The sequence below is a fragment of the Kitasatospora sp. NPDC101235 genome (genome assembly GCF_044767505.1).
In the GTDB taxonomy this organism is placed as follows: Bacteria; Actinomycetota; Actinomycetes; order Streptomycetales; family Streptomycetaceae; genus Kitasatospora.
On record NZ_JBIWNZ010000004.1, the window covers coordinates 234450 to 258878 of the forward strand.

General features: G+C 74.4%; 27 protein-coding genes. 13 read left to right on the forward strand and 14 right to left on the reverse strand.

Going from position 1 to position 24429, the window contains the following annotated elements:
- Positions 1-23: 23 nt before the first annotated feature.
- Entirely contained in the window at positions 24-635 is a 612-nt protein-coding gene (locus tag ACIRRH_RS09825; protein WP_403064283.1) for a hypothetical protein, read from the reverse strand.
- Positions 636-654: 19 nt separating this feature from the next.
- Complete coding sequence (locus tag ACIRRH_RS09830) at positions 655-1203, reverse strand: RBBP9/YdeN family alpha/beta hydrolase (protein ID WP_403064285.1); 549 nt, start codon at positions 1201-1203, stop codon at positions 655-657.
- Positions 1204-1458: 255 nt separating this feature from the next.
- Between ACIRRH_RS09830 and ACIRRH_RS09835 the strand changes: the two genes are divergently transcribed.
- Entirely contained in the window at positions 1459-2025 is a 567-nt protein-coding gene (locus tag ACIRRH_RS09835) for a DJ-1/PfpI family protein (RefSeq protein WP_403064288.1), read from the forward strand.
- A 247-nt stretch (positions 2026-2272) separates the two neighbouring features.
- Positions 2273-2815 (forward strand): gamma carbonic anhydrase family protein, encoded by a 543-nt coding sequence (locus tag ACIRRH_RS09840; protein ID WP_403064291.1) that lies wholly within the window; start codon positions 2273-2275, stop codon positions 2813-2815.
- 14 nt (positions 2816-2829) lie between these two features.
- Here the strand turns inward: ACIRRH_RS09840 and ACIRRH_RS09845 are convergent, their stop codons facing one another.
- Complete coding sequence (locus ACIRRH_RS09845; RefSeq protein WP_403064294.1) at positions 2830-4053, reverse strand: MFS transporter; 1224 nt, start codon at positions 4051-4053, stop codon at positions 2830-2832.
- Between the two features lie 156 nt (positions 4054-4209).
- Here ACIRRH_RS09845 and ACIRRH_RS09850 point away from each other — a divergent pair, with 156 nt between their 5' ends.
- Genes ACIRRH_RS09850 through ACIRRH_RS09865 form a run of 4 tightly spaced genes read left to right on the forward strand, consistent with a single transcriptional unit; the run spans position 4210 to position 6002 of the window.
- Positions 4210-4455 carry a DUF2277 domain-containing protein gene (locus ACIRRH_RS09850; protein ID WP_403064297.1) on the forward strand — a complete coding sequence of 82 codons (246 nt, stop codon included), beginning with the start codon at positions 4210-4212 and terminating at the stop codon, positions 4453-4455.
- A gap of 15 nt (positions 4456-4470) precedes the next feature.
- Positions 4471-4707, forward strand: a complete 237-nt coding sequence (locus ACIRRH_RS09855; protein ID WP_403064300.1) for a DUF6296 family protein — start codon at positions 4471-4473, stop codon at positions 4705-4707.
- A gap of 60 nt (positions 4708-4767) precedes the next feature.
- A complete protein-coding gene (locus tag ACIRRH_RS09860) occupies positions 4768-5052 on the forward strand; it encodes a DUF427 domain-containing protein (RefSeq protein WP_363394172.1) in 285 nt (94 codons plus the stop codon).
- A gap of 53 nt (positions 5053-5105) precedes the next feature.
- A complete protein-coding gene (locus tag ACIRRH_RS09865; RefSeq protein WP_403064304.1) occupies positions 5106-6002 on the forward strand; it encodes a hypothetical protein in 897 nt (298 codons plus the stop codon).
- Between the two features lie 113 nt (positions 6003-6115).
- Here the strand turns inward: ACIRRH_RS09865 and ACIRRH_RS09870 are convergent, their stop codons facing one another.
- From ACIRRH_RS09870 to ACIRRH_RS09885, 4 genes are all read right to left on the reverse strand, one after another.
- On the reverse strand, positions 6116-6457 hold the full coding sequence (locus ACIRRH_RS09870) for a hypothetical protein (RefSeq protein ID WP_403064307.1): 342 nt from the start codon (positions 6455-6457) through the stop codon (positions 6116-6118).
- 103 nt (positions 6458-6560) lie between these two features.
- The gene (locus ACIRRH_RS09875; protein ID WP_403064310.1) at positions 6561-6725 is read right to left on the reverse strand and encodes a hypothetical protein; all 165 of its coding nucleotides are present in this window, start codon (positions 6723-6725) and stop codon (positions 6561-6563) included.
- A gap of 150 nt (positions 6726-6875) precedes the next feature.
- Entirely contained in the window at positions 6876-8090 is a 1215-nt protein-coding gene (locus ACIRRH_RS09880) for a cytochrome P450 (protein WP_403064313.1), read from the reverse strand.
- A 91-nt stretch (positions 8091-8181) separates the two neighbouring features.
- Positions 8182-8442, reverse strand: a complete 261-nt coding sequence (locus tag ACIRRH_RS09885; protein WP_403064316.1) for a ferredoxin — start codon at positions 8440-8442, stop codon at positions 8182-8184.
- Positions 8443-8760: 318 nt separating this feature from the next.
- Between ACIRRH_RS09885 and ACIRRH_RS09890 the strand changes: the two genes are divergently transcribed.
- From ACIRRH_RS09890 to ACIRRH_RS09905, 4 genes are all read left to right on the forward strand, one after another.
- Entirely contained in the window at positions 8761-10134 is a 1374-nt protein-coding gene (locus ACIRRH_RS09890; protein ID WP_403064319.1) for an FAD-dependent oxidoreductase, read from the forward strand.
- Between the two features lie 371 nt (positions 10135-10505).
- Positions 10506-10985 (forward strand): GNAT family N-acetyltransferase, encoded by a 480-nt coding sequence (locus tag ACIRRH_RS09895; RefSeq protein WP_403064322.1) that lies wholly within the window; start codon positions 10506-10508, stop codon positions 10983-10985.
- A 115-nt stretch (positions 10986-11100) separates the two neighbouring features.
- Complete coding sequence (locus tag ACIRRH_RS09900) at positions 11101-12090, forward strand: CAP domain-containing protein (RefSeq protein WP_403064325.1); 990 nt, start codon at positions 11101-11103, stop codon at positions 12088-12090.
- A 208-nt stretch (positions 12091-12298) separates the two neighbouring features.
- Positions 12299-13882: a sigma-70 family RNA polymerase sigma factor gene (locus tag ACIRRH_RS09905; RefSeq protein ID WP_403064328.1), complete on the forward strand. Its 1584-nt coding sequence runs from the start codon at positions 12299-12301 to the stop codon at positions 13880-13882.
- A gap of 38 nt (positions 13883-13920) precedes the next feature.
- On the opposite strand, the gene ACIRRH_RS09910 is transcribed toward ACIRRH_RS09905, so the two are convergent.
- Together ACIRRH_RS09910 and ACIRRH_RS09915 are read right to left on the reverse strand one after the other, a co-directional pair.
- Positions 13921-14157 (reverse strand): hypothetical protein, encoded by a 237-nt coding sequence (locus tag ACIRRH_RS09910; RefSeq protein WP_403064330.1) that lies wholly within the window; start codon positions 14155-14157, stop codon positions 13921-13923.
- 233 nt (positions 14158-14390) lie between these two features.
- Positions 14391-15944 carry a M1 family metallopeptidase gene (locus tag ACIRRH_RS09915; RefSeq protein ID WP_403064333.1) on the reverse strand — a complete coding sequence of 518 codons (1554 nt, stop codon included), beginning with the start codon at positions 15942-15944 and terminating at the stop codon, positions 14391-14393.
- Between the two features lie 336 nt (positions 15945-16280).
- Between ACIRRH_RS09915 and ACIRRH_RS09920 the strand changes: the two genes are divergently transcribed.
- Positions 16281-17231, forward strand: coding sequence for a carbohydrate kinase (locus ACIRRH_RS09920; RefSeq protein WP_403064336.1), 951 nt, complete (start codon positions 16281-16283; stop codon positions 17229-17231).
- Here the strand turns inward: ACIRRH_RS09920 and ACIRRH_RS09925 are convergent.
- A complete protein-coding gene (locus ACIRRH_RS09925; protein WP_403064339.1) occupies positions 17203-17742 on the reverse strand; it encodes a GNAT family N-acetyltransferase in 540 nt (179 codons plus the stop codon). The two genes, ACIRRH_RS09920 and ACIRRH_RS09925, sit on opposite strands and share 29 nt — an antisense overlap.
- Positions 17743-17944: 202 nt before the next feature.
- Between ACIRRH_RS09925 and ACIRRH_RS09930 the strand changes: the two genes are divergently transcribed.
- A complete protein-coding gene (locus tag ACIRRH_RS09930; protein WP_403064341.1) occupies positions 17945-19012 on the forward strand; it encodes a polysaccharide deacetylase family protein in 1068 nt (355 codons plus the stop codon).
- A gap of 45 nt (positions 19013-19057) precedes the next feature.
- Here the strand turns inward: ACIRRH_RS09930 and ACIRRH_RS09935 are convergent, their stop codons facing one another.
- The 3 genes from ACIRRH_RS09935 to ACIRRH_RS09945 all read right to left on the reverse strand — a co-directional run bounded on the left by ACIRRH_RS09935 (position 19058) and on the right by ACIRRH_RS09945 (position 21882).
- A complete protein-coding gene (locus ACIRRH_RS09935) occupies positions 19058-19489 on the reverse strand; it encodes a YchJ family protein (RefSeq protein ID WP_403064344.1) in 432 nt (143 codons plus the stop codon).
- A 128-nt stretch (positions 19490-19617) separates the two neighbouring features.
- Positions 19618-21240, reverse strand: coding sequence for an FAD-dependent monooxygenase (locus ACIRRH_RS09940; protein ID WP_403064347.1), 1623 nt, complete (start codon positions 21238-21240; stop codon positions 19618-19620).
- A 27-nt stretch (positions 21241-21267) separates the two neighbouring features.
- Complete coding sequence (locus tag ACIRRH_RS09945; RefSeq protein ID WP_403064350.1) at positions 21268-21882, reverse strand: TetR family transcriptional regulator; 615 nt, start codon at positions 21880-21882, stop codon at positions 21268-21270.
- Positions 21883-22158: 276 nt separating this feature from the next.
- Here ACIRRH_RS09945 and ACIRRH_RS09950 point away from each other — a divergent pair, with 276 nt between their 5' ends.
- Entirely contained in the window at positions 22159-22488 is a 330-nt protein-coding gene (locus ACIRRH_RS09950) for a cytochrome C oxidase subunit I (RefSeq protein WP_403064353.1), read from the forward strand.
- A 94-nt stretch (positions 22489-22582) separates the two neighbouring features.
- Here ACIRRH_RS09950 and ACIRRH_RS09955 read toward each other — a convergent pair whose 3' ends face one another.
- On the reverse strand, positions 22583-24238 hold the full coding sequence (locus ACIRRH_RS09955) for a cytochrome bc complex cytochrome b subunit (RefSeq protein WP_403064356.1): 1656 nt from the start codon (positions 24236-24238) through the stop codon (positions 22583-22585).
- Positions 24239-24429 lie beyond the last annotated feature (191 nt).

Genomic DNA, 24429 nt, shown 5'->3' on the forward strand with positions numbered 1-24429 from the left:
CCCCGGGGCCGGGCCGAGCCGGGTTAGCGCGCCTCGACCGGCTCGCCGCTGTCCTGGTCGAGGTTGAACACCCGCCGGTAGGAGTCGGTCACCACGGTGATCTGCGAGCGCCCGGTCCAGCTCGCCCCCACCAGCCGGGCGTCGCCCTGGCCCGAGCCGACGTCCGCCAGTGACCAGCGCCGGGCCGTCCAGCCCTCGCCGCTCTCCAGCAGCACCTGCCAGCGCTCGCCCGCCGTCGGCCCGGTGGCGTACGAGCGGTGCACCACCACCAGGGCTCGCTCGGCCCCGGCCGGGGCGTCCTCCCGGCTGCGGGTCTCGGCCGCCGACACCTTGTGCGCGGCCAGCGCGCCGAGCAGGAACACCACGCCGGCGGTCACGGTGACCGCCCGGGTGGCCGTCCGGACGGCGCTGCGCAGGTCGCCCAGCCAGGCGGCCGCGATCAGTGCCGCCAGCGCCCCGCCGAGCAGCAGCTCCGGCCGGTTGAGCAGGTCGGCGACCAGCATCCGCCCGCCCGACCTGCTCTCCCACTGCCCCTCGGTGTAGAGCAGTACGGCGGCCAGCCCGCCGACCGCCAGCAGCCGGACCAGGATGCGCCTGGCCCGGGACGTCCGTCGGTTGATCGTCGCCCGGTTCATCGTCCCCCCGTTCCCGCGGTCACAGCTCGGCGAGCAGCTTGCGGCCCTCCGGCCAGTCGCCCAGCCCGGAGTCGGAGTTGAGGTGCCCGTACGCGCCCGGCTCGACGTATCGGGCGCCCCACGCGGCGGCGAACGCGCGGGCCCGCTCGGTGGAGACCCACGGGTCGTCGGCCGAGGCGACCACGACGGCGGGGAACGGGAACCGCTCCAGCGTCACCGGGCGGAAGTCCACCAGCGCCGGGACCTCGGCGGTGTCGACGTCCGCCGGGGCCACCAGCAGCGCGCCCCGGACGGCGGCGGTCCGCTCGGCGGGCGCGGTGGCCACCCAGTGGGCCGCCGTGACGCAGCCCAGGCTGTGGGCGACCAGCACCACCGGGCCCGCGGCGGCGGCCGCGGCCACCGCCGCGTCCACCCGGGCCACCCAGTCCGTCCGCTCCGGGTGGTCCCAGTCCGCCTGCTCGACCCGACGGAAGGACTCCGGCTCGGCCGCCTCCCAGCGGGTCTGCCAGTGCTCGGGGCCGGAATTCTGATAGCCGGGGAGGACGACGTAGGTGGTGCGGTCGGGCATGGCTCCTCCGGGAGAAGGACGGTAGCGGGCAGCAGGAGTCTAGGACGCGGGCCGCCGGCCCCCGCAGCCGGGCGCCAGGCCGGCGCGCACTCCGCGCAACCGGCGCGCGCACCTCCGCATGCGCCGTTGTGCGCCCGGTGCGCCCCGTTGCCAACGGTGTTGCCGGTACGGGAGGTTGGACCGGGCCGGCGCCGGCCGCCACCGCCCGGCACCCGTACCCGACCTGAGGCTCGACCACGTGGAGGGATGTCGGCGATGACATCGAAGATCCTGCTCGTCACCGGAGACGCCGCCGAGTCACTGGAGGTGTTCTACCCCTACCAGCGGCTGCGGGAGGAGGGCTACCAGGTCGACATCGCGGCCCCGAGCAAGAAGCGCCTCCAGTTCGTGGTGCACGACTTCGTCGAGGGCTTCGACACCTACACCGAGAAGCCCGGCTACACCTGGCCCGCCGACGTGGCCCTCGCCGACGTCGACCCGGCCGACTACGCGGCCCTGGTCATCCCCGGCGGCCGCGCCCCCGAGTACCTGCGCAACGACCCGGACGTGCAGCGGATCGCCCGGCACTTCTTCGCCGCGGACAAGCCCGTCGCCCAGATCTGCCACGGCCCGCTGGTCACCGCCGCCGCAGGCGTGCTGGACGGCCGCCGCACCTCCGCCTACCCGGCGCTGGCCCCGGACATCAAGGCGGCGGGCGCCGAGTTCGTGGACGGCGAGGCGGTGGTGGACGGCGTGGTCGTCTCGGCCCGCGCCTGGCCCGACCACCCGGCGTGGCTGCGGGCCTTCATCGAGGTCCTGCGCACCAAGGCGCCGCTCGCCTGACACCTGCCCGAGCCTCCGCCAGGCCGCGTTCCCGCAGCCGCATCCCGAGCCGTCCCCGGGTACGGCTCCGGGTTCGTTCCGACCGTGACCGCCCTCCGCGGCACCCGGACCGGAGCCACCACCCGGCCGTCGCCGGGAACGCCGTACCGGACCTCGCCGTACCCGACCTCGCCCGCAAGGCGCGGTGACCGACCCCCTACGCTGACCGGCGACCCAACGGCCCACACCGTCATCAGGAGGACGAGACATGGCAGAGCCGCTGATCGCCGCAGTCGGGGGCAAGGCGCCCGCCGTCGACCCGGGCGCCTTCGTGGCGCCGAACGCCGTCGTGCTGGGGGACGTGACCGTGGCCGCCGGCGCGAGCGTCTGGTACGGCGCAGTGCTGCGCGGTGACGCCGAGTCGATCAGCGTCGGCGCGGGCAGCAACATCCAGGACAACTGCACCCTGCACGCCGACCCCGGCTTCCCGCTGGTGCTCGGCGAGCGGATCTCGGTCGGCCACAACGCGGTGCTGCACGGCTGCACGGTCGAGGACGACGCGCTGGTCGGCATGAACGCCACGGTGCTCAACGGCGCCCGGATCGGCACCGGCTCGCTGGTAGCGGCGGGCGCGGTGGTGCCCCAGGGCATGGTCGTCCCGCCCGGCTCGCTGGTCGCCGGCGTCCCGGCCAAGGTACGGCGGGAACTGACCGAGGAGGAGCGGGCGGGCATCAAGCTCAACGGCGAGGGCTACCTGCTGCTGGCCGACGCCCACCGGGAGATCGAGGGCGTGTCCGACGATTCCCGCTGATCCGACTCGAATCGTCAGACGTGAAGCCGGACCGTCGTCATCGCGGCCGCCGCCGGTTCCGCGGCCGCCGCCGGTTCCGCGGCCGGCGGCGCGGGCCGGCGCCGGTCGACCGCCCAGGCGAGCACCGCGACCAGCGTCCCCGCGGCCGCCAGGCCCGCGCCGACCAGCGTCGGCGAGGTCCAGCCGAACCCGGCGTCCAGCGCCAGCCCGCCGAAGTACGCCCCCTGGGCGTTGGCCAGGTTGAAGGCGCCCTGGACCGTCGCCGAGGCCAGGGTCGGCGCGCTGCGCGCCTTCTGGAGCACCAGCGTCTGCACGGCCGGCACGATCGCGAAGCCGAACAGTCCGATCAGCACCACCGTGACGGCCGCCGACCAGCGGGCGTGCGCGGTCACCGCGAACAGGGCCAGGGTGGCGGAGAGCAGCACGAAGGCCGCGCAGACGGTGGGGCGCAGTGCCCGGTCGGCGGCGAACCCGCCCAGCACGTTGCCGATCGTCATGCCGACCCCGAACAGTGCCAGCACCAGGGTCACCGAGCCGGTGGCGTACCCGGAGACCTCGGTGAGCAGTGGCGTGATGTAGCTGTAGCAGGCGAAGAAGCCGCCGCAGCCGAACACCACGGTGGCCAGCGCCAGCCAGAGCTGCCCGCTGCGGAAGGCGCGCAGCTCGTGCCGGAGCCCGGACTGTCCGGGGGAGGGGAGCGCGGGCACCAGGCGAGCGATGGCGACCGTCCCGGCGGCCGCGATCAGCACGACCACCAGCATGGTCGCCCGCCAGCCCAGGTGCTGGCCGAGCAGGGTCGCGGCCGGGACGCCGACGATGTTGGCGACGGTCAGCCCGGAGAACATCACGGCCACCGCCCGGGCCCGCCGGTCCGGCGCGACCAGCTCGGCCGCCGCCACCGCGCCCGCCCCGAAGAAGGCGCCGTGCGGCAGCCCCGTGATCAGCCGGGCGGCGGCCAGCGTCCAGAAGTCCGGCGCCACCGCGCACAGCAGGTTGCCGGCCGCGAACAGCCCGGCCAGCCCCACCAGCACCGCCTTGCGCGGCCGTCCGGCGGCCAGCGCGGTCAGCAGCGGCGCACCGACCACCACCCCCAGCGCGTACGCCGAGATCAGCCAGCCCGCCTGCGGGATCGAGACGTGGAGGCTGTCGGCGACCTGGGGGAGCAGCCCCATGGCCGCGAATTCGGTGGTTCCGATGGCGAACGCCGTGACGGCCAGCGCGAGCAGCGCGAGAGGCAAGGGGGTGGCTCCGGAGTGATGCCGACGGACCGGGAGTCCGGCGCGGCGGGACGAATTCGTTCGTCCGGCATCCTAATCCGGCCGGATGACGGCCCCGTGAGGTGCGCGTGACGAAAGGGAGTCGCCGACACGGCTCCCGCGCGCGAGACTGGGAGCATGTGCCGCAACATCAAGACGCTGCGACCTCCCGTCACGTCCGACGCCGACGAGGAGGACTTCCGTGCCGCCGCGCTGCAGTACGTCCGCAAGGTGTCCGGGTTCCGCGCCCCCGCGGCGCACAACCGCGAGGCCTTCGACCGGGCCGTGGACGCGGTCGCGGAGGCCACCGCCAGGCTGCTCGCCGAGCTGGAGGTCCGCGGCTCGAACGCCCGGACCGTCGCGCCGGCCGAGGCCACCGGGTAGGCAGGAGCAGGTGTGATGAACCCCTCCGAACGCTACGCCCTCACCTTCCCCGGCACCCCGGGCAGCCAGGCCCCGCAGGACGTCATCGTGGTCGCCCGCACCGACGCGACCGGCCCGGGCGGCCACCCGGTGTGCCAGGACGAGAGCGGCATCGTCCGGGCCGAGATCAGCGATGCCGGCGAAGTCCGGATGCTCGCCAGCGGCGGCCACCAGAGCCCGCACCTGCCGGTGCACGCCCAACCACTGTCCTGACCGCCCGGCCGGCCCCGGGAACCCTCGCCGCGGCATCCCTCCGTCGGGCACAATCGCCGTATGACCAGAGCGAGTTGGCAGGGCGTCGTGATCGCGGAGAGTGACGACACCGTCGTCGTCGAGGGTAACCACTACTTCCCGGCGGAGGCGGTGCGCACCGAGTACCTGCGCCCCTCCGGGACCACCACGGTGTGCGGTTGGAAGGGCACCGCCGGCTACTACACCCTGGAGGTGGACGGGCGGACCAACCCGGACGCCGCCTGGTTCTACGCCGACCCGAAGCCCGAGGCCGAGCACGTGCGCGGCCGGGTGGCCTTCTGGCGCGGGGTGGAGGTCGCCGAGTAGCCGACCCGCGGCACCGGGTGGTGCCGTCGTCGCGAAAGGGGTACCGGATTCCCATGGCAGTCTTCCGCAGGCCGGGCCGCTCCCGGCCGGCCCCCGAGCCCGACCTGAGCGAGCGGATCGCCGAACTGGTCGAGGAGTCCGAACAGCCCGCCGGCGAGGGCCCGGTCGCCGAGTACGCGGCGAAGCGGCGCGGCAGGGCCGTGGTCCTGCACGCCGCCCGGCTGCTCGGCCACGGCGGCCTCGCCGCCGCCAGGGGAGCGACCAAGGGTGCCGTGTACGGCGGCAAGGCCCTGACCGAACAGCTGGTGCAGGCCGCGCCGCGGATCCCGGTGCGCGACCTCGCCACGCTGCGGGCGCAGCACCCGGACGCGGCCTTCCCGGAGCAGCTGGCCGACCTGCTGGTCACCGGTGCCGTCCGGGCCTCCGGCGCGCTCGGCGCGGGCGTCGGCGCGGCGGCGATGCTGCCGGTGCCGCCCGCGATGCCGCTGGAGATCGCGGCCGAGACGCTCGCGGTGGCGGCCGTGGAGATCAAGCTGATCGCCGAGCTGCACGAGGTCTACGGCACGCCGGCGCAGGGCGCCGCCGTCCAGCGGGCCGGCGCCTACCTCGGCGCCTGGGCCAACCGCCGGGGGATCGACGCGGGCCTGCTGGTCCGGCCCGCCGGCTTCGCCGCGCTGGCGATCAGCTCGGAGGTGCGCCGGCAGGTCCGCCGCCGGCTGACCCGCAGCTCGCTGCGCCACCTGCCGGCAGTGGTCCCGCTGCTGGTCGGCGCCGGCATCGGCGCCACCATGAACCGCCGCGACACCCGTCGGCTGGCCGGCGAGGTGCGGAAGGACCTGCGCGGGCGCCGCCCGGCGGACGGCACCTACTGGGCCTCGGCCGATTCGGCGCTGAAGGGCGGGACGGAGGCACGGGGCGGGGCGGTGGACGCGGACGGGACGGCTCCGTAGCCCGCCGGGGGCAGCCGTCAGGCCCGTGGCCGCAGGGAGCAGCGGCACGCCGTGTCCGGGACGGTCACCCCGTCCCGGGCGCGCCGCCGTTTCGTCACTGTTCCCGGACGTTCCTAGAGCTTCGGCGGTGCCGGCGGGGCACCCGCGCCCCGGCCGGCCTTGACACCGTTCACCATCGCCTGGTGGATCGCCCGCGCGGTGGTCTCGTCGTCCGCCGGCACCGGGCTGCCGACGACCGTGTACCAGTCCAGCGCGCCGGTGTACTGGACGGTCAGCCGCGCCTCGCCGTCCACCCAGGTGGTGTGCACGGTGAGGTCGCCGGAGATCGGGCCGACCTCGGTGGTGGTGACCCCACCGGGGCCGCTGATGATCGACTGGGTGGTCCAGGTCGCCCACGACGTGCGCGGGTCCGCAGGCGGCCGGGCCCGGCGGTCGCCTTCGTCCTGTTCGGTCATGCGCCTCTCCTCCCTCGCGGGTGGACCGCCGCCGGAGCGGCGACACCCGCGGTCGCGGCGACCGCCCGGTCCCACCGGGCGGTCGAGTCGGTACGCCGGACGGTCAGCCGGGCTGGCCGGGCTGGTCCGGCATGGGGGCGCCCTCCGCCTGGGAGGTGTCCTGCGCGTGCAGGTTCTGCGTCGAGGGGATGCCCTCCTCGGGGTCCGCGGCGCGGATGTCCTCGTCGTCCTCGGTGCTCACCTTGGACCGGTCGCTCATGTCGGTCATCGCGGGCTCCGTCTCCTAGGCCGGTCCGGGCGCGCCGGGTCGGGGGCGCGGCAGGGCCGGTGGTGTCTCTTCGCCCTTCCAGCCTGCCTCCGCCCCGGCGCCAGGGCCAGCCGGGTGACCTGGCGAGCGACCGCGGACCTCACCCGGGGGTCACCAGGTGACGGGCAGGGACCGCATGCCGTAGATGAGCGAGTCGGTGCGGAACGCCAGCTCGCTGCGGGGGACGGTCAGCCGCAGCCCGGGCAGCCGCCGGAACAGCGTGGCCAGCGCGATCTGGAGCTCGGCGCGGGCCAGCGGCTGGCCGAGGCACTGGTGCACGCCGAAGCCGAAGGCCATGTGCCGCCGGGCGTCCCGGTCCAGGTCCAGCTCGTCGACCGGCGGCCGTCCGGCACCGCCGAACGTCTCCTCGTCCCGGTTGGCGGTGGAGAGCATCGCGAACACGCCCTCCCCGGCCCGGACGGTCACGCCGCCCAGCTCCACGTCCTCCAGCGCCACCCGGGGCACCCCGGTGTGGATGATGGTGAGGTGGCGCAGCAGTTCCTCCACCGCGCCGGGCAGCGCGGCCGGGTCGGCCAGCCTGGCGACCTGCTCGGGCCGGTCCAGCAGCAGGGCGGTGGACAGCGAGATCATGTTCGCGGTCGTCTCGTGCCCGGCGATCAGCAGCAGGATGCCGGTGCTGGCGACCTCGCGCACGGTGAGGTCGTCCCGGGCGGCGAGCCGGCTGAGGATGTCGTCCTCCGGATGCTCCCGCTTGCGGGCCGTCAGCCCCTCCAGGTACTCCAGCAGCTCGTCCTGGGCCTCGAGGAGCCGCTCGATCGTGCTGGAGTTGCTGAGCAGCGTCCGGCTGATGCTCTGGAAGAACTCGCGGTCCTCGTACGGGACGCCGAGCAGCAGGCAGATCACCAGCGAGGGGACGGGCAGCGCGAAGTCGGCGACCAGGTCGGCCTCGGTGCGGCCCGCGGTCATCCCGTCCAGCGCCTCGTCCACGATCCGCTGGATGTCCGGGCGCATCGCCTCGACCCGCTTGACCAGGAAGTCCCCGGTGACCATCCGGCGCAGCCGGGCGTGCTCGGGGTCGTCGAGCCGCAGGAAGCTCGGGTTCTCGGCGATCCGCTCCCGGCTGCCGGCGACCAGCAGGGGGAAGGACGGGTGGCGCACGTCCGCGCTGAACCGGCGGTCGGACAGGACGGTGCGGACCTCGGCGTAGCCGGTGGCCAGCCAGCAGGACTCGCCCCCGGGCAGGTCGGCGCGGGTCAGTCGGGCGGTGGCGGCGGCCTCGGTGTACGCGGGCGGCGGGCCGAACGGGCAGCTGGCGGAGTGCGGGGACGGCAGCGGGACGGCGGGGGCGGTGGGTGTGCTCGTCAAGGCGGGGTCTCCTTGTGTCGCGAGGTTCTCCGGTGGGGTTCGTGACTGGACGTCCGTCAGGGTCTGTCGCGGTGGCCGGGGCCGACGGCGGTCAGCCGTCGACCGGGGCGGTCCGCGTCCCGGCGGGTTCGGCCTCGGCCTCGGCCACGGTCGACTCGCCCTCGACCACGGTGATCGCGCCGCTCGGGCAGAGCTGGGCGGCCAGTCTGAGATCGTCGAACTGGTCGGGCCGGAACGCGGTCTGACGGAGCCTCACCAGACCGTCGTGGTCGTCCTGGTCGAACACCTCGGGGACGTTCGTGACGCACATCCCGGAGCTGCAGCAGCGGTCACGGTCGATACTCACCCGCATGGTCGGGCACCTCTCGCCAGTGCGCCGCCGGCTGCCCGGCGGCCGCCTCTCGTTGTCATTGCCAACCTAACCGCCGCTGCTCCGTTCACGGAGGGTGCCGCGGCGGGATCGCCGAGAATGGCCGATTCGGCTCCCGTCGGAGCTGCCGGGCGGCGAGGCAGGTTTTGAGTTGACGTTACCCGGACAAGCGTACGCCTCCGCGGCTCCCGGCTCACCACGTCCGGCCGTCCGCCGCCGTGCGGGGGTGGGGGTGGGGGGCCCGCCCGGAAACCGCCGAGTAGTAAGATCATTTCGCAACACGACGCGAAGGGGAGTTCATTGGCGCGGGTTGCGGTGGTCGGCGGAGGCATCAGTGGGCTGGGGACGGCGCTCATGCTGGGCCGGCGGGGTCATCCGGTCACATTGTTCGAACAGGACGCGCGGCAGGCCGGAGAGAACCCGGACCGGGACTTCTTCCACTGGGACAGGCCCCGGGTCCCGCAGGCCGTCCAGCCCCACTCGTTCCTCGCACCGGTGCGCACCGTGCTGCGGGCCGAGGCCCCCGATGTCCACGCGGACCTGCTGGCCCGCGGCGCCCTGGAGTACCACGACTTCGACTGGTTCGGCGAGCATCCGCCGCACCGGGCCGGCGACGAGGACCTGGTGACCCTGCGTACCCGGCGCATCGTGCTGGAGGCCGCCCTGACCGCGGCCGTGCGGCGCGAACCCACCGTCGAGGTGCGGCGAGGCTCCCGGGTGCGGGCCCTCACCTTCGACGAGGGCCACCCCGCCCGGGTCACCGGCGTGCAGGTGGGCGCGGACACGTACCGGGCGGACCTCGTCGTCGACGCCTCCGGCCGTCGCTCTCCGGTTCCCGCCTGGTTGGTCGCGGCCGGCTGCCGCCCGCCCGTGGTCGACAGCCACCGCACCGGGATCGCCTACCTGTGCCGCTGGTACCGCCTGCGTGCCGACGGCCCGCGCGACCCCGGGCGGGTGAAGCCCGGCTCGACCGCACCGTTCGCGCTCGCCGGCGTGTTCCCGTCCGACAACGACACCTTCGCGTTGAGCGTGATGCTCCCCACGGATGATCCGACCCGCGGCGCGCTCACCGACCCCGCCGTGTTCGAGGCCGTCGCCCGGAGCTTCCCCGCCACCGCCGCCTGGCTCGACCTGGACCCCGAGCCGCAGTCGGCCGTCCTGGCCATGGGCGGCCTGGACAACCGCTGGACCTCCCTCACCGACGACGCCGGACCCGTCGTCACCGGCCTGATCAACGCCGGGGACAGCCTCGTCCACACCAACCCCACCCTCGGCCACGGCGCGGCCCTCGGCCTGCGCGCCGCCCAGTACATCGCCACCCATGTCGAACGGATCGCCGCGGACCCCACCGGCTACCACGCCTGGGCGGCGCAGACCCTCCGTCCCTGGTTCGACGCGCAGGTGACGGCCGACCGGGGCAACGAGCAACGTCTCACCAGAACCCAACCGTCCGCGGACCTGCGGACTGCCGCCCTGGCTGCCTGCGCGTTCGACGACCCCGTCGTCATGCGGGCCAGGGCCCGGGTCCGCCACCTCCTGCAACCGGCCGAGGAGGCCTACCGAACCGACGAGGTGGACCGCCACGTCACCGCCTGGCTGGCCGCCCACCCCGACTTCTCGCCACGGCCCGACGGCCCGACCCGAGACCAGTGGGATGCCCTCATCCCGGCCTGAGTGCCCACCCCGCCCCGCACCTTCGGCAGCGGGGCCCTCGCCGAGCTCCGACGCGAGGTGACCGTGGCGGATGCGGCCGGCGGTTCCGCCCCGCTCGGTGTCCTTGCCGCGGTGGCGGGCCCACGATCCGGCGCCGAGGAGGGCGGCCGCCGCGCTCGGGCTCGTCGAGCGCGGCGGCCGGCTCGGTGCCGAGCCGAGCTGACGCCCGAGGACCGGGTGGCGCTGCGCCCGGCCCGGGGTTCGCGGGCCCGCTCCGCAAGGCGCCGGAGTGGCGTAGGTGGCGGCCGGTCTTGGCCGGGGAGGTGATCAGCGACGGGGCGACGGGGCGTCATGCTGGGGCCCGCACCACCCGCTGAGTGATGGAGACCGAGATGAACGACACCCCCACGGCCCGCTGGCGCGTCGGCGCGCCCGAAGCCGGTGACTACGCAGCCTGGCGTGAACTCTTCCGCGGGTACTGCGAGTTCTACCGCGTGCCGATTCCGGAGGAGAAGGCCGAACTGGTGTGGTCCTGGCTGACGGATCCGGGGCACGAACTGGCGGGACTGCTGGTGCGGGACGAGACCGGCCGGCCGGTCGGGCTCGCGCACTACCGGCCGTTCTCGCGGCCGTTGCACGGGGCCGTCGGGTGCTTCCTGGACGATCTGTTCGTCGCGCCGGAGGTCCGGGGCGGCGGAGCGGTGGACGCGCTGTTGGGCCGGCTGCGGGAAATCGCGGCGGAACGCGGGTGGAACACCGTCCGCTGGATCACCTCCGAGGACAATTACCGGGCCCGCGGCAAGTACGACCAGGTCGCCACCCGGACCAGGTTCCTCACCTACGACATGGCTCCGGAGGCCCCGGCCGGCTGAGTCCGCGGCCCGACCGCCGGACATTCGTTCGGAGTTTCTGTTATCGGCGCCCCGCCGGGAGGTCTCCCAAGTGTCGGCACCCGACCAGTCGACCCGGAACAGAAAGCGTGGCCACGTGAACAGCGACGACAGGACGACCATCCTCCCGGCGAGCGGAGGCGGCGCCGGCAGCGGGAGCGGGAGTGGAGTCCGCGGCCGCTCCGGCGGCCGGGCGGCGCGGCGGGCTGCCGAGCGGCACACCGGCCGGGGCCGGCGGGCGCGGCGGCGCGGCGGGATCGTGCCGGTCGCCGCGGTCGTCGCCGCCGTGGCCAGCACCGGGCTGTTCGCCGCGTTGGCCGGCGCGGGCTACGCGGCGTACGCCGGCAAGCAGACCGACCGCGACATGGCCGGCCGGTCGCTGGCCGCCGACGCGCTGATCTCCGCGGAACTGGGCACGCACGAGGGCATCCAGGTGCCCGGTGCCGGCGGGACGATCCCGGACGTTCCACCGCCGGCCACCCCCACCGCCACCGACCCGGCGGTCACCCCGAGTGCCTCGGCAACGCCGACCGCGACCGCTCCGGCCTCCCCGACGGCTTCGGCCGTCGCCACCCCGACCGCCGTGCCCACCCCCACGGCCTCCGCGGTGAAGGCGACCCCGGGCGCCACCCGTACCGCCCCTGCCGCCCAGGCCGCCGCCGAGCGGACCGCCGCGGCCGCATCGGCGGGCGGGGGCGCGGCTCCGTCGTACGCCCAGAAGGTCGTGGACCTGGTCAACGCCGAGCGTGCCAAGGCCGGCTGCGGGCCGGTCAGCGCCGAGCCCCGGCTGGCGAGTGCGGCCCAGTCGCACAGCGACGACATGGCCGACCGCAACTTCTTCGACCATGCCAGCCCGGAGGGCTATCACGCCGATCACCGGATCGAGGCGGCCGGCTACAGCTGGAGCACCTGGGGCGAGAACATCGCCCGCGGGCAGAAGGACCCGGCCGCGGTGATGAGCTCCTGGATGAACAGCCCCGGCCATCGGGCCAACATCCTGAACTGCTCGTTCAAGCAACTCGGCGTGGGCGTGCGGACCGGCACCAACGGTCCGTGGTGGACCCAGGTGCTCGCCGCCCCGGCGTGAACCGGCTCTGCGCCGGCTCCGGACCGGAACCGGCCCGCGTCTGACCGCCCCCGCGCGGGTCCCCGCCCGGCCCGGTCCGCCTCCCGGCCGGGCCGAGCGGTCCGGGCCGATTTTCCGATTCCGTGCACATTGTTGTTATCTGATCACTTCCCACGGGTCTCCGAGGAGGCAGCGGCGGACGGAAACACGGCAAGACGGAGCGCGGACCATGAAGGCTGATGTGCAGAACAGGACCGGGACCACCCTGGTGCTCGCGGCCCAGGCAGGTGACCGGCAGGCCCGGGAGGCGCTGGTCGCCACCTGGCTGCCGCTCGTCTACAACGTGGCCGGCCGCGCCCTCGGCGGCCACGCCGACGTGGACGACGTCGCACAGGAGACCATGATCCGGGCCCTGGACGGCCTGGACGGGCTCCGCGACCCGGAGTCCTTCCGGTCCTGGCTGGTCGCCATCACCATGAACCAGGTGCGCCGTCGGCATGCCGCCGGTCAGCAGCAGCCGGCCGTCGGTGGCCTGGACGAGACCTGGGAGGTCGCCGACCCCCGGGCCGACTTCACCGACCTCACCATCCTGCGCCTCGGTCTGTCCGGCCAGCGCCGCGAGGTGGCCGAGGCCACCCGCTGGCTGGACCCCGACGACCGCGAGCTGCTCGCCCTCTGGTGGCAGGAGGCCGCCGGCGACCTGACCCGCGCCGAACTCGCCGAGGCGCTCGACCTGACCCCGCAGCACACCGCCGTGCGCGTGCAGCGGATGAAGAAGCAGCTCGAAGCGGGCCGCATCGTCGTCCGCGCGCTCGGCGCCTACCCCCGCTGCCCCGGACTGACCGAGCTCACCGCGGGCTTCGACGGCACCCCGAACTCGGTCTGGCGCAAGCGCATCGCCCGCCACATCCGCGACTGCTCCGACTGCGGCGGCCTCGGCCGTGACCTGTTCCCGGCCGAGGGGCTGCTGGCCGGCCTCGCCCTGGTGCCGATCCCGCTCGACTCGCCCGTGCTGCTGCACTTCCAGCAGGCCGCGGCCACCGTCGCCTCCCCGGCGGCCGCCGTCACCGGAGCGGGCTCCGGCGCGGGAGCGGGTGCCGGAGCCCACACCGGTACCGGCGCGCACGCGGGAGGGCACGGTGGCTGGGCCGGCACCGCGGCCCGCAAGGCCGTCCTGGCGAGCGGCGCGGCCGCGGCAGTCGCCGTGACCACCCTCGCCCTGGTCTGGCCGCAGGCCGGCGAGCCCCCGCGGGCGACGGCGCCGGAGCCCACCGCGCCGGCCGTGGCCCAGGACGCCCCGACGGCCGCCGCCGCACCCGCTGCCCCCGTACCGGTGCCGACCCCGACACCTGCGGAGAGCCCGACGCCGACGACGCCCACACCGACGCCGACCGCGACCCGCACCGCCACCGCGACAGCGCAGCCCAACCCGGAGCGTCAGCTGGTGGACCTGGTCAACGCCGAACGCGCCAAGGCCGGTTGCACCCCGCTGCGGATCGACGCCAGGCTGCACGGCTCGGCCCAGAAACACGCGGACGACATGGCCACCCGCGGCTTCTTCGGCCACGTCAACCCGGACGGCGTCCGAGCCGAGGCCAGGATCACCGCCGCCGGCTACCGCTGGTCCCAGTGGGGCGAGAACCTCGACCGGGGCCCGACCACCCCGGCCGCCGTCTTCGCCCGCTGGATGGACGGCGGGATCCACCAGTCCAACATGCTCGACTGCGGATTCAAGGACATCGGCGTCGGCTTCGCCACCAGTTCCGCCGGCACCCCCTACTGGACCCAGGACCTCGGAGCCCCGATGTCCTGAACCGCGGCCGCTGATGGCCGGGCGGCGGACCACAGGGACTACGCGGGCGTGGCCGCCACCAGGCCGTTCGCCGACCCGGTCACGTAGCCGGTGGCCTCCCCGAGGACGCCACCCGCGTCACCGACCTGCCCGGGCACCATGTCCGGCGCGCTGCTCAGCGGCCCGGGCAGCCCCTCCTGCCCGCCCACGGCACTGGCGTGCGCACTCGGCGCGGTGAGGGAGGCCACGACACCAACGGCGAGCGAGGCAACGGCGAACATGCTGCGCTTCTTCATGGCCGGTCCAACGAGGCTGCGCCGCAAGGGTTACGGCCCGCCGCGCGCAACCGCCGCCACCGGAGCGCGCGGAGACGTTGGACGGCCCGCGAGCCGACCGGGACTCTGCCGGGCGGCGGGCGGGCCGTAGGAACCACCATGGCCCCACCCGCCCCTGCCGGTCAGGGGCGTGCACGGTGCGGGCGGACGCACGGCGGCGCGCCGGGCGTACACCAGCAGCCCCAGCCGCGCCGTCAGAGCGTCCCGGAGCCCCGCGCCACCGCGGGCCCGCCCGCCCCTGCGGCCCCACCCTCCCAGGCCGAAGCCTCCGGAGCCGATGCTCCCGGAGCCGCGCCCATCAGGCCCACCGGGCCCACCACCCAGTCCGGATGCCCCGGCATCGGCGGCGTCCGCAGCCCGTACAGCCAGTCGTCCAGGAAGCCCCGCAGGTCCTGCCCGGACACCGCCGAGGCCGTCCGCACGTAGTCCTCGGTGGTCGCGTTCCCGTACCGGTACGTGCCGAGGAAGGCGCGCTCGATGCGGTCGAAGGTCTGCGTCCCGACCTTCTCCCGCAGCGCGAACAGCACCAGCGCGCCGCCCGTGTACCGCTGGTCGCGGAAGAGGTCGGCGGCGGTGGGGGAGGCGACCGGTCCGAAGTCGTGCCGGGACTGGTCGCCCATCCCGTAGAGGTGGCGCATCCGGTCGACCAGCGTGGTGTGGCCCCGGGCGTCCGGCCACCCGCGCTCATATCGGTACATCAGGCCGTAGAAGTCGGCGTGGCCCTCGTTGAGCCAGAGGTCGGACCACCTGGCGGGGGAGACGCTGTTGCCGAACCAGGAGTGGACCAGCTCGTGCATCATGTGCGAGCCGATCGCCGGCTCCGCCTGCCGTAGGAAGTCCGGCTTGTAGAGGGTGAGCGTCTGGCTCTCCAGACCGGTGAAGGCGAACGCGGACGGGTCGTCCGTGTCGGCCGGCAGGATCCCGTACGTCTCGAACGGGAAGGGCCCCAGGTGCGCTTCGGCCCAGGCGAGTTGGCCGGGGGTGAGGGCGAGCGCGGGTTCCAGCTCGGCGGCGCGCGCGGTCGGCACGACGTCGCGCAGCGGCAGGCCGTGCGGGCCGGTGCGCTCGCGCACGGTGTAGTCGCCGACCGAGACCTGGACGAGCTCGGTGGCCATCGGCTCGCGGGAGACGTACCGGCGGGTGGTGCGGCCGTCGCCGAGCTGCTCGGTGGTCGCCAACTCCCCGTTGGCGACGCCGAGGAGAGCGTCCGGGGCGGTCACCGCGATGGTGAACCGGGCCTTGTCGCCCGGGTGGTCGTTGCACGGGAAGACGGTGTGCGCGCTGTTCGGCTGGCCGGCCACCGCGAAGCCGTCCGGGGTGGGCACCCAGCCGGTGTGCGGCAGTTCGGCGCGTGGGTCGGCGGTGTACTCGACGGTCAGCCGGGTGACGGCGCCAGGGAGGAAGGGCCTGGCCGGGGTGACCGTCAGCTTCTCGTCGTGGGTCGCGAAGCCCGCCGGCCGCCCGTCGACCCGGACGGTGCGTACGGTCAGTCCGAGCGCGTCCAGCTCCAGCCGGGCCAGGGTGCGGTCGGGCCGTACCGTGAGCACGGCCGTGGCGTCCACCGTCCTGGTCCCGGCCCGGTAGTCGAAGGCCAGGTCGTACCCGAGCGCCCGGTACCCGGTGTTCCCGAGCGAGGGGAAGACCGGATCACCCAGCCCGTCGGCGGCGCCGGCCGTCGGCACGCTCGCGGACAGCAGCGCCGTACTGAGCGCGAGCGACAGGACCAGGCCGGCGCGGGGCCTGAACAAGGGTGATCACCGCACTTCACGAGCGGGAGCGGAGGCAGGAACCGCCCGGACGGGAGAGCCTGGCCAGGGATGCTAGCGGACCGCCGGGCCGGCACGGGCGCGGTCGGTGCGGTTCGACGACACACCGTGGTCCCCGGACGGCCCACGGTGATGGCGGCGCCCCCGTCCGCGGTCTACCGTGGGGAGTGCTTCGTCCCCTGACGGACGAGCCACGGCCGTCGGAAAACCTGGCCAGGTCCGGCGGCCGTACTCTTCTGCCCCGGCGCTGCACGCCCGGACGCGCCCCGTAGGCTGGCATCCGATACGACGCCCGCGTACCGGATGCCAGGAGCCGCCGTGACCAGCCCAGCTTCCCCCGTTCTGGTGATCGGTGAGTGCGTCGCCGACATCGTCCGCACGGGTGACGCGCCGGACCGGGTGCACCCCGGCGGCAGCCCCGCGAACGTCGCCTACGGGCTGGCCCGGCTGGGCCGCCGGACCACGCTGCTCACCGAGCTGGGGCCGGACGCCAACGGCCGGCTGATCCGGCAGCACCTGGAGTCGGCCGGGGTGCGGGTGCGGGCCGCCGAGGTCGCCCGGACGCCCTCGGCGGTGGTGGAACTGGACGGGCAGGGGCGGGCCCGCTACGCCTTCGACATCCGCTGGACGCTCCCGCCGACCGAACTCGCCGAGCCGCCCGCCGCGATCCACCTCGGCTCGATCGCCGCGGTCACCGAGCCCGGCGCGGGATCGGTGCAGGCACTGGTGGAGCGCTGGCGCGGGCAGGCACAGATCAGCTACGACCCGAACGTGCGCCCGGCGCTGATGGGCGACCGGGCCGAGGCCGTCCGGCGGGTCGAGCGCTGGGTGGCGCTGAGCGACGTGGTCAAGGCCAGTGACGAGGACCTGGCCTGGCTCTACCCGGGCGAGCGGCCCGAGGCGGCTGCCGAGCGCTGGCTGGCCCTCGGCCCCTCCACGGTCGCGGTCACCCTCGGCGCCGAGGGGGCGTTCGCCCGCACCACCGAGGGCGGACACGTCGAGGCCGCGGCCGTTCCGGTGCCGGTCGCGGACACCGTCGGAGCCGGCGACTCCTTCATGGCCGCTTTCCTGCACGCCCGCGCGACCGGCGCCGACCTCGCGACCTGCCTCACCCACGCGGTGACGGCGGCCGCGCTGACCGTCGCCCGCCCGGGCGCCAACCCGCCCTCGGCGGCCGAACTGGCGACCGCGCTGGCGGACGGGCCGCAGTCCCGCTCCGGCGGCCGCCGGGTGGACCGGCTCAACCGCCGGGCTGCTCAACCGCGGTGAGGTCCTTCCCGTACCAGATCTCGGCGTACGGTCCGCTGCTGTAGGCGGGGATCTCCCGGTACCCGTTCCGCAGGTACAGCGTGCGGGCCTCGATCAGGTCGAGGCGGGTGTCGAGGACGATCCGGTCGGCGCCCAGGGAGCGGGCGGCCCGGTCTACGGCGGCCAGCAGTACGGCGCCGCCGCCGGTGCCGCGCAGGCCGGGGCGGACGAAGACGCGGGTGAGCTCGGCCGTGGTGGCGTCGAGTCGCCGTAGTCCGGCGCAGGCGTGGGCGGCGCCGTCGTGACGGCCGATCAGGAACGAGCCGTCCGGGGCGGCGAGGTCGTCGCTGGGGGAGCCGGCCAGGCCGGACTCCAGCTCCTCGGGGGTGCCCTCCCGGTCGAAGTGCAGGCGGTAGTAGCGGTTGGCCACGTCGTAGTAGTACTCACGCAGCAGGTCCAGGGCCTCGGGGCTGGTCACGTCGGCCGTGGCGGCGGTCCAGAGGCCGGAGTGGCCGGGCGCGGTGTTCGTCATGCGCGCATGATCCACTTCATGGCTCCGGCACCGCAATCGGTTTTCCCGGCCCCCCGGAGCCCTGATCTCCGAACACCCGGACGCCCGGGCGAAGGAACGGCAAGGCCCCGGTGCGTCGTTGCCCCGCGCGGGTGACGAGGGGATTGGCGCTGGTGGACGGCGGGGGAGCAGTGCATCTATGAATAGACCATCAGGTTGTCGCATGAGTGGGAGTCTGAGGGGGAGTCAGCAGCGCCGGAGTGGTGTACGGGCCGGTCTGCTGGCCACCGTCTGCCTCTCCGCCGTCCTCGCCGGCTGCGCCGGTCCGGCCGCTCCCGCAGGCCCCAAGGCTGCCCCGGCCGCCGACGCTGGCCCGAAGGCCGCCCCGGCCGCCGACGCTGGCCCGAAGGCCGCCCCGGCCGCCGACGCGAACGCGAAGCCGGCGCCCGCCGCCGAGGGCGCCGCAGCCCCCGGGGGCGGCGACCGCGTGGGCGCCCCGCCCGAGGCGAAGCAACTGCTGCCCGGCCTGGCCCGCAAGGAGGAGAGCAGCAGCGAGTCCACGGCCCGTCAGGAGGTGGCCGCCCGCACCGCGCTGGAGACCGCCCAGCGCTGGGGCCTGGAGCGCCCGCCGCTCAAGGCCCCGCCGCGCCCGGCGGCCAAGGCCGCGCTCACCCCGGGGCAGGGGGTCAAGCTCGCGGACGGTCGCCCGCCCGTCGTCTACCGGGTGCCGACCGACGACAAGGTGGTCTTCCTGACCGTCGACGACGGCGCCGAGAAGGACCCCGAGTTCTCCCGGATGGCCCGGGAACTGGGCATCCCGCTCAGCGCCTACGTCTCCGACTACGTCGCGCGTGACAACTACGGCTACTTCCGCGACCTGCACGCCCAGGGCGTGGAGATCAACAACCACACGATCAACCACCGCAACCTGAAGGTGCTGGACTACGAGACCCAGCGCGGGGAGATCTGCACCCAGCAGGACCAGCTGGAGCGGCAGATCGGCGTGCGCCCCCGGCTGTTCCGGCCGCCGTACGGCGAGTACAACGACGACACCCTGCGCGCGGCAGCCTCCTGCGGGGTGAAGGCGGTGCCGATGTGGAACGAGGAGGCCTTCCCGGACCACATGGAGTGGCGCTACGGAGACCAGAAGCTGCATCCGGGCGACATCATCCTGACCCACTTCCGGGGCACCGACGTCTGGAAGGCGTCCATGCCGGACCTGCTGCGCAAGGTCGTCAACGACGTCACCGCGCAGGGCTTCGCGCTGGCCCGGCTGGACGACTACCTGTAGCGGCCGCCTTCAGCGGCCGTCCGCAGCGGCCGAGGGCCGGGCGGCTCAGCCGAGGGAGAGGGCGTCGAGGTACACCCAGGCGCCCTCGTGCCGCACGAAGCGGCTGTTCTCGGTGAGCACGCCCTCCTCGCCGCCCTCGGTCCAGTGCGCCCGGAAGGCCACCGTGCCCTCCGCGTGGAACGCGCCGCCCTCGGTGGTGGCCACCACCTCCAGCCCGGTCCAGCGCAGCCCCGGGTCGAAGTCGACCTCCGCGGGCCGGGTGTCCGGGTGCCAGGTGCGCAGCAGGTACGCCTCGTCCTGCGCGGCGAAGGCGCTGAACCGGGAGCGCATCAGGGATTCGGCGGTGGTGGCCGAGGCCTGGCCCCGGTGCAGCCGGCCGCAGCAGTCGCCGTAGGCGGCGGGCAGGCCGCACGGGCAGGGGGAGGAGGGCAGCAGCCGGGGCGCGGCGGGGCGGGGCGCGGAACGACGTCGGGACATGCCGCCCATTGTCCCCCACCCGCCGGGCGGTTCCCCGGCCGCCCCGCACACGACGGGAACGGGCCCGTCCCTCGGCGCACCGAGGGGCGGGCCCGTCCCCGTCGCCCGGAGCCCCGGCCCCGGGGTACTCAGAGCGGCTGGGCGTCCGTCCTCGGGTGCGCGTACTCAAGGGCCGGGCGCTCGTGCGCAGGAACAGGGAGCTCGTGTTCAGGAGCGGGCGCGCCGAACCAGCTGCGCAGCGCCCGGACCAGTTCGTCCGTATCCGCCCGGTCGGGCTCGGTGGCCCAGACGACGTAGCCGTCCGGGCGCAGCAGCAGGGCCCCGGCCGGCGGCTGCGGGCAGCAGGCCGTGACGAGGTCCACCCGGTCCTTCCAGCCCGCCGCCGGGTCCGCGAGGCCCAGCTCCCCGTTGGTGAGGTCGATGAGCAACGGGCGCCCGGTGCGGGCGAGTTCGGCGATCCTGACGGGGCCATCCGGGGTGGTCGCCGTGAGGTCCGGCACGAACCGCCCGGCCAGCGGGTGCGGGCAGTCCACGTCGTAGCGGACGTCGCTGCCCGCCATCAGCGCGGCGATCCGGCCGAGGTTGTCCGGGTGTGCCAGCAGCTCGCCGAACAGGGCGCGCACGGCGGTGGTGCCGGGGCCGGTGGCCATCAGGGCGGTCTGGGCCTGGGAGTGCATGAACACCCGCTCGCCGACCGGGTGGCGTTCGCGCTGGTAGGTGTCCAGCAGGCCGGGCGGGGCCCAGCCGTGCAGCTCGGCGGCGAGCTTCCAGCCGAGGTTGGCGGCGTCCTGGAGGCCGAGGTTGAGGCCCGGACCGCCGGTCGCGGCGTGCACGTGGGCGGCGTCGCCGACCAGCAGCACGCGGCCCTGCCGGTAGCTCTCGGCGAGCCGGGTGTTGTGGCCGACCTGGCGGCGTGGGGTGAACGGTCCGGGCGTGCGGGCCGGGGCGAGCGCCAGGTCGGCGCCGGTCACCCGGTGGATGCTGGCGCGCAGCTCGTCGAGGGTGAGCGGCGTCGTCTCGTCCACTGGCCGTCCGCCCCACTCGATGGTGGCGACCATGGTGATGTCCGGGCCGAGCGGGGCGAGGACGATGACGCCGTGTTCGGTGCGGGTGTGGGTGAACGGGCGGAACGGGACCGGGCAGCCGGGCAGCAGGAACTCGCCGTCGGCGGTGGTGCGCACGTCCTCGGGGAGTCGCACATGCGCGATCCGCGAAACCGGGTCGGACGAGGTCACCCCGGGGAAGCCGATCCCGGCGAGCTTGCGGACGGCGCTGCGGCCGCCGTCCGCGCCGACCAGGTAGCGGGCGCGCAGCCGCTCGGGGCCCGCCGGGCCGCTCAGCTCGACCGTCACCCCGGCCTCGTCCTGGGCGAAGCCGGTGAGCTGGCGGCCGTGGAGCACGGTGATGCCGAGTGCGTGAGCGCGTTCCTCCAGCACCTCCTCGATGCGGTGCTGCGGTACGGGCAGCGCGTGCAGCGGGTTCTCGTCGAGCAGGTGCAGCTCCAGCGGGAAGGCGCCGAACACGAAGCGGGGCACGGGCCGTGGCGCGCCCGGGGTGCCGGTGAGCGGCTCGTACAGGCCGCGGTGGTCGAGCAGCCGGAGCACCTGGCCGACCAGCCCGTTGGCCTTCTGGGCCTGTGAGCGTGCGGGCAGCCGTTCCAGCACCACCGGCCGGATTCCGCCCAGTGCGAGTTCGCAGGCCAGCAGCAGCCCGTTCGGGCCGGCGCCGGCGACGACGACGTCGTGGTCCATCTCGAGTCCCCCTCTGAGAGCGTGAGTTCAATGTGGCGACGGGGCCGGCAGCCCGGCGGCCAGCTGCCGCAGGGCGTCCTCGAGCACCGACTGGAACGGCACCGGCGGGTCGGCGGTGAGGTACTGGTCGTTGGCGGCCTTGATCGCGGCGAGCGCGGCCGCGGTGACCAGCTTCGGGTAGAGGTCCCGCTCCGGGTCGGTGCCGGTCCGGGCGGCCACCGCGGCCGTGAGCCCGGCCGCAGTCTGCGCCGCGTCGCGCATCAGCTCGGCCTGGAGCACCGGCTCGCGCAGCAACTGCCGTATAGCGGCGGTCCATTGTGGGTCCGGCTGCTCGGCCGCGTCGTGGTGCGGGGCGAGCAGGGCCCGGGTGAGCGCTTCCCAGAGCGGTTCCCCGGCGGGCCGCTCCCGCAGTGCCTCGGTGGACTGCCGGAGGCGGTCGCGGTGCCGGTGGACGATCGCCTCGGCCTTGCTGGAGAAGTAGTTGTTGTACGTGCGGGGGGACACGCCGGCGGCGGCGGCGATGTCCTCCACCCGGACGTTCTCCAGCCCCCGCTCCACCGCCAGGCACAGGGCCGCCCAGCTGAGTGCCTCCCGCGTCGCGGCCTTCTTCCGTTCCCGCAGACCGGGCTGACCCTTCGTCATGGCCACCACTGTCCCGCAAAAAGTGCGCGTTGCGCAATAGTGCGCGGCGCGCAAGTTTTTCCGGGGCGCGTGGACTGTGGCGAGCCGTCCGCCACCTGCGGTTTGTCGCTGATAGTAGTTGCCTGGTCGCGGAGCGATCCCCGTCAGGAGCCCTTCCCCGCAGGCTTTCCGGCGGGACGACTCGACAGGACTTGAGGAGCGGTCATGGGTGGCAGACAGCGTCCGCCGAGAGTGCGGACCCCTCGTCAGGGCAGGCCCGCCGGCGCCGGTGCCCGGGTGAACCCCCGGGCGGAGTTCGCCCGCATCGAGGGATTCCTGGCCTGGGAGGCGGAGGTCGCGGCGGCCGAACGGGACGCCCGCGCGTTCGCCGCGCAGTTCCCGTGGCTGCCGGCGCCGGAGCGGGAGAGCCTCGAACAGGCCTACGCCGCCGACCGCTTGCGCTACGCCGAGGAGGTCGTCGACCGCGCGGTCGAGCGCTGCCGGCGGCTGGCCGCCCGGTACCGCGCCGAGTGCCGCCGGATCTGCGCCCGCTGGGCGGCGCTCTGCCTCTCCGTCACCGTGGCGGCGGCGCTGTTCGCCGTCGTCCCCGCCGTCCTGCGCGGCTGAGCGGCTCCGGGCCCGCCGTCGACGGGCCCGGGTGCGACGAGGGCCCGCTGTGCCGTTCCCGGCGCAGCGGGCCCTTCCCGGCGTCGGGGCTGGATCAGTGGTGGCCGTGGCCGCTGGTGACCTCCTCGCGCTCCTCGACGGTGGGCTTGGTGATCTGGCCGTACTTGCCGTAGAAGCCGCGGGAGAGCTTCACCCGCGCGCGGGTCCACAGCCCGGCCTTGCGGGCCACCCCGTTCTCGTCCACCTCCGGCGGCAGCTCGGAGGGCTGCGGCTGGTCGTGCGCGGTGAGGGTGTAGAGCCGGCCCGGCGGCAGGGGGGCGTGCACCTCGACGAACTCGCCGTGCTGGAGCCGGTTGATGACGCCGGTCTCCCGGCCGTGCAGCACCTTCTCCCTGTCCCGCCGCTGGAGGCCCAGGCACCACCGCTTGGTGATCACGAAGACGACCACCGGCACGGTGAAGAAGCCGATCCGTACCGCATAGGTGATCGCGTTGATCGAGAGGTGGAAGTGGGTGGCCAGCAGGTCGTTGCCGCCGCCGGCCAGCAGGAGCAGGTAGAGGCTCATCCACGCCACGCCGAAGGCGGTGCGGACCGGGGCGTTGCGCGGCCGGTCGGCGATGTGGTGCTCGCCCCGGTCCCCGGTGATCCAGGCCTCCAGGAACGGGTAACCCCAGATGAACAGCAGCACGAGCGGGAAGACCATCAGCGGGATGAACACCCCGAGGTTGAGGGTGTGGCCGCCCCAGACGCTGATCTCCCAGCCGGGCATCACGCGGATCAGGCCCTCGGAGAACCCCATGTACCAGTCCGGCTGGGCGTCGGTGGACACCTGGTCCGGGCGGTACGGGCCGTAGGCCCAGATCGGGTTGACCGTGGCGATCGCCGACATCACCGCGACCACGCCGAAGACCAGGAAGAAGAAGCCGCCCGCCTTGGCCATGTAGACCGGCATCAGCGGCATGCCGACCACGTTCTGGTTGGTCCGGCCGGGCCCGGCGAACTGGGTGTGCTTGTGGTAGAAGACCAGGATCAGGTGCGCCACGAGCAGGCCCAGCATGACTCCCGGGATCAGCAGGACGTGGACGGTGAACAGCCGGGGAATGATGTCGGTGCCCGGGAACTCGCCGCCGAACATGAAGAACTGCAGGTAGCTGCCGACGATCGGGATGGCCAGGATGGCCCCCTCCATGAAGCGGATGCCGGTGCCGGAGAGCAGGTCGTCCGGCAGCGAGTAGCCCATGAAGCCGTCGAACATGCCGAGGATCAGCAGCAGCGCGCCGAAGACCCAGTTGATCTCGCGCGGCTTGCGGAACGCGCCGGTGAAGAAGACGCGCATCATGTGGGTCAGCATCGAGGCGACGAAGACGATCGCCGCCCAGTGGTGGATCTGGCGCATCAGCAGGCCGCCGCGCACGTCGAAGCTGATCCTGAGCGTCGAGTTGTAGGCCTCGGACATCGGGATGCCCCTGAGCGGGACGTACGTCCCGTCGTAGACGACCTCGCCCATGCTCGGTGTGAAGAACATGGTGAGCCAGACACCGGTGAGGATGATGATGACGAAGGTGTAGAGCGCGATCTCGCCCAGCATGAAGGACCAGTGGTCGGGAAAGATCTTGCGGAGATTGGACTTGGCCAGGGAGTAGATGCCGAGCCGGCCGTCGGTCCAGTCGGCCAGGGTCTCGGCCTTGTTGGCGGGCTTGGCGCGCGTGCTGGTCGCCGGTCCCGGCTGCGACTGCTGGTCGGTTCTCACGACGGGCTCCCCGGCGTCCTCGGCGTGCCGTGCTGGAGGCCCGCCGGCGAGAACGCCGGCCGGCGAAGTGTTGTGATCATGGGACCTCTCGATACGGGTTCCGCCGGCCGCACCGGCGCGCGGACCAGGTGTTCCGCCGGACCCGTTGCTCAGGGTGATGGAGCGCTTACTCTGTCATGCTGTCGGCAGGG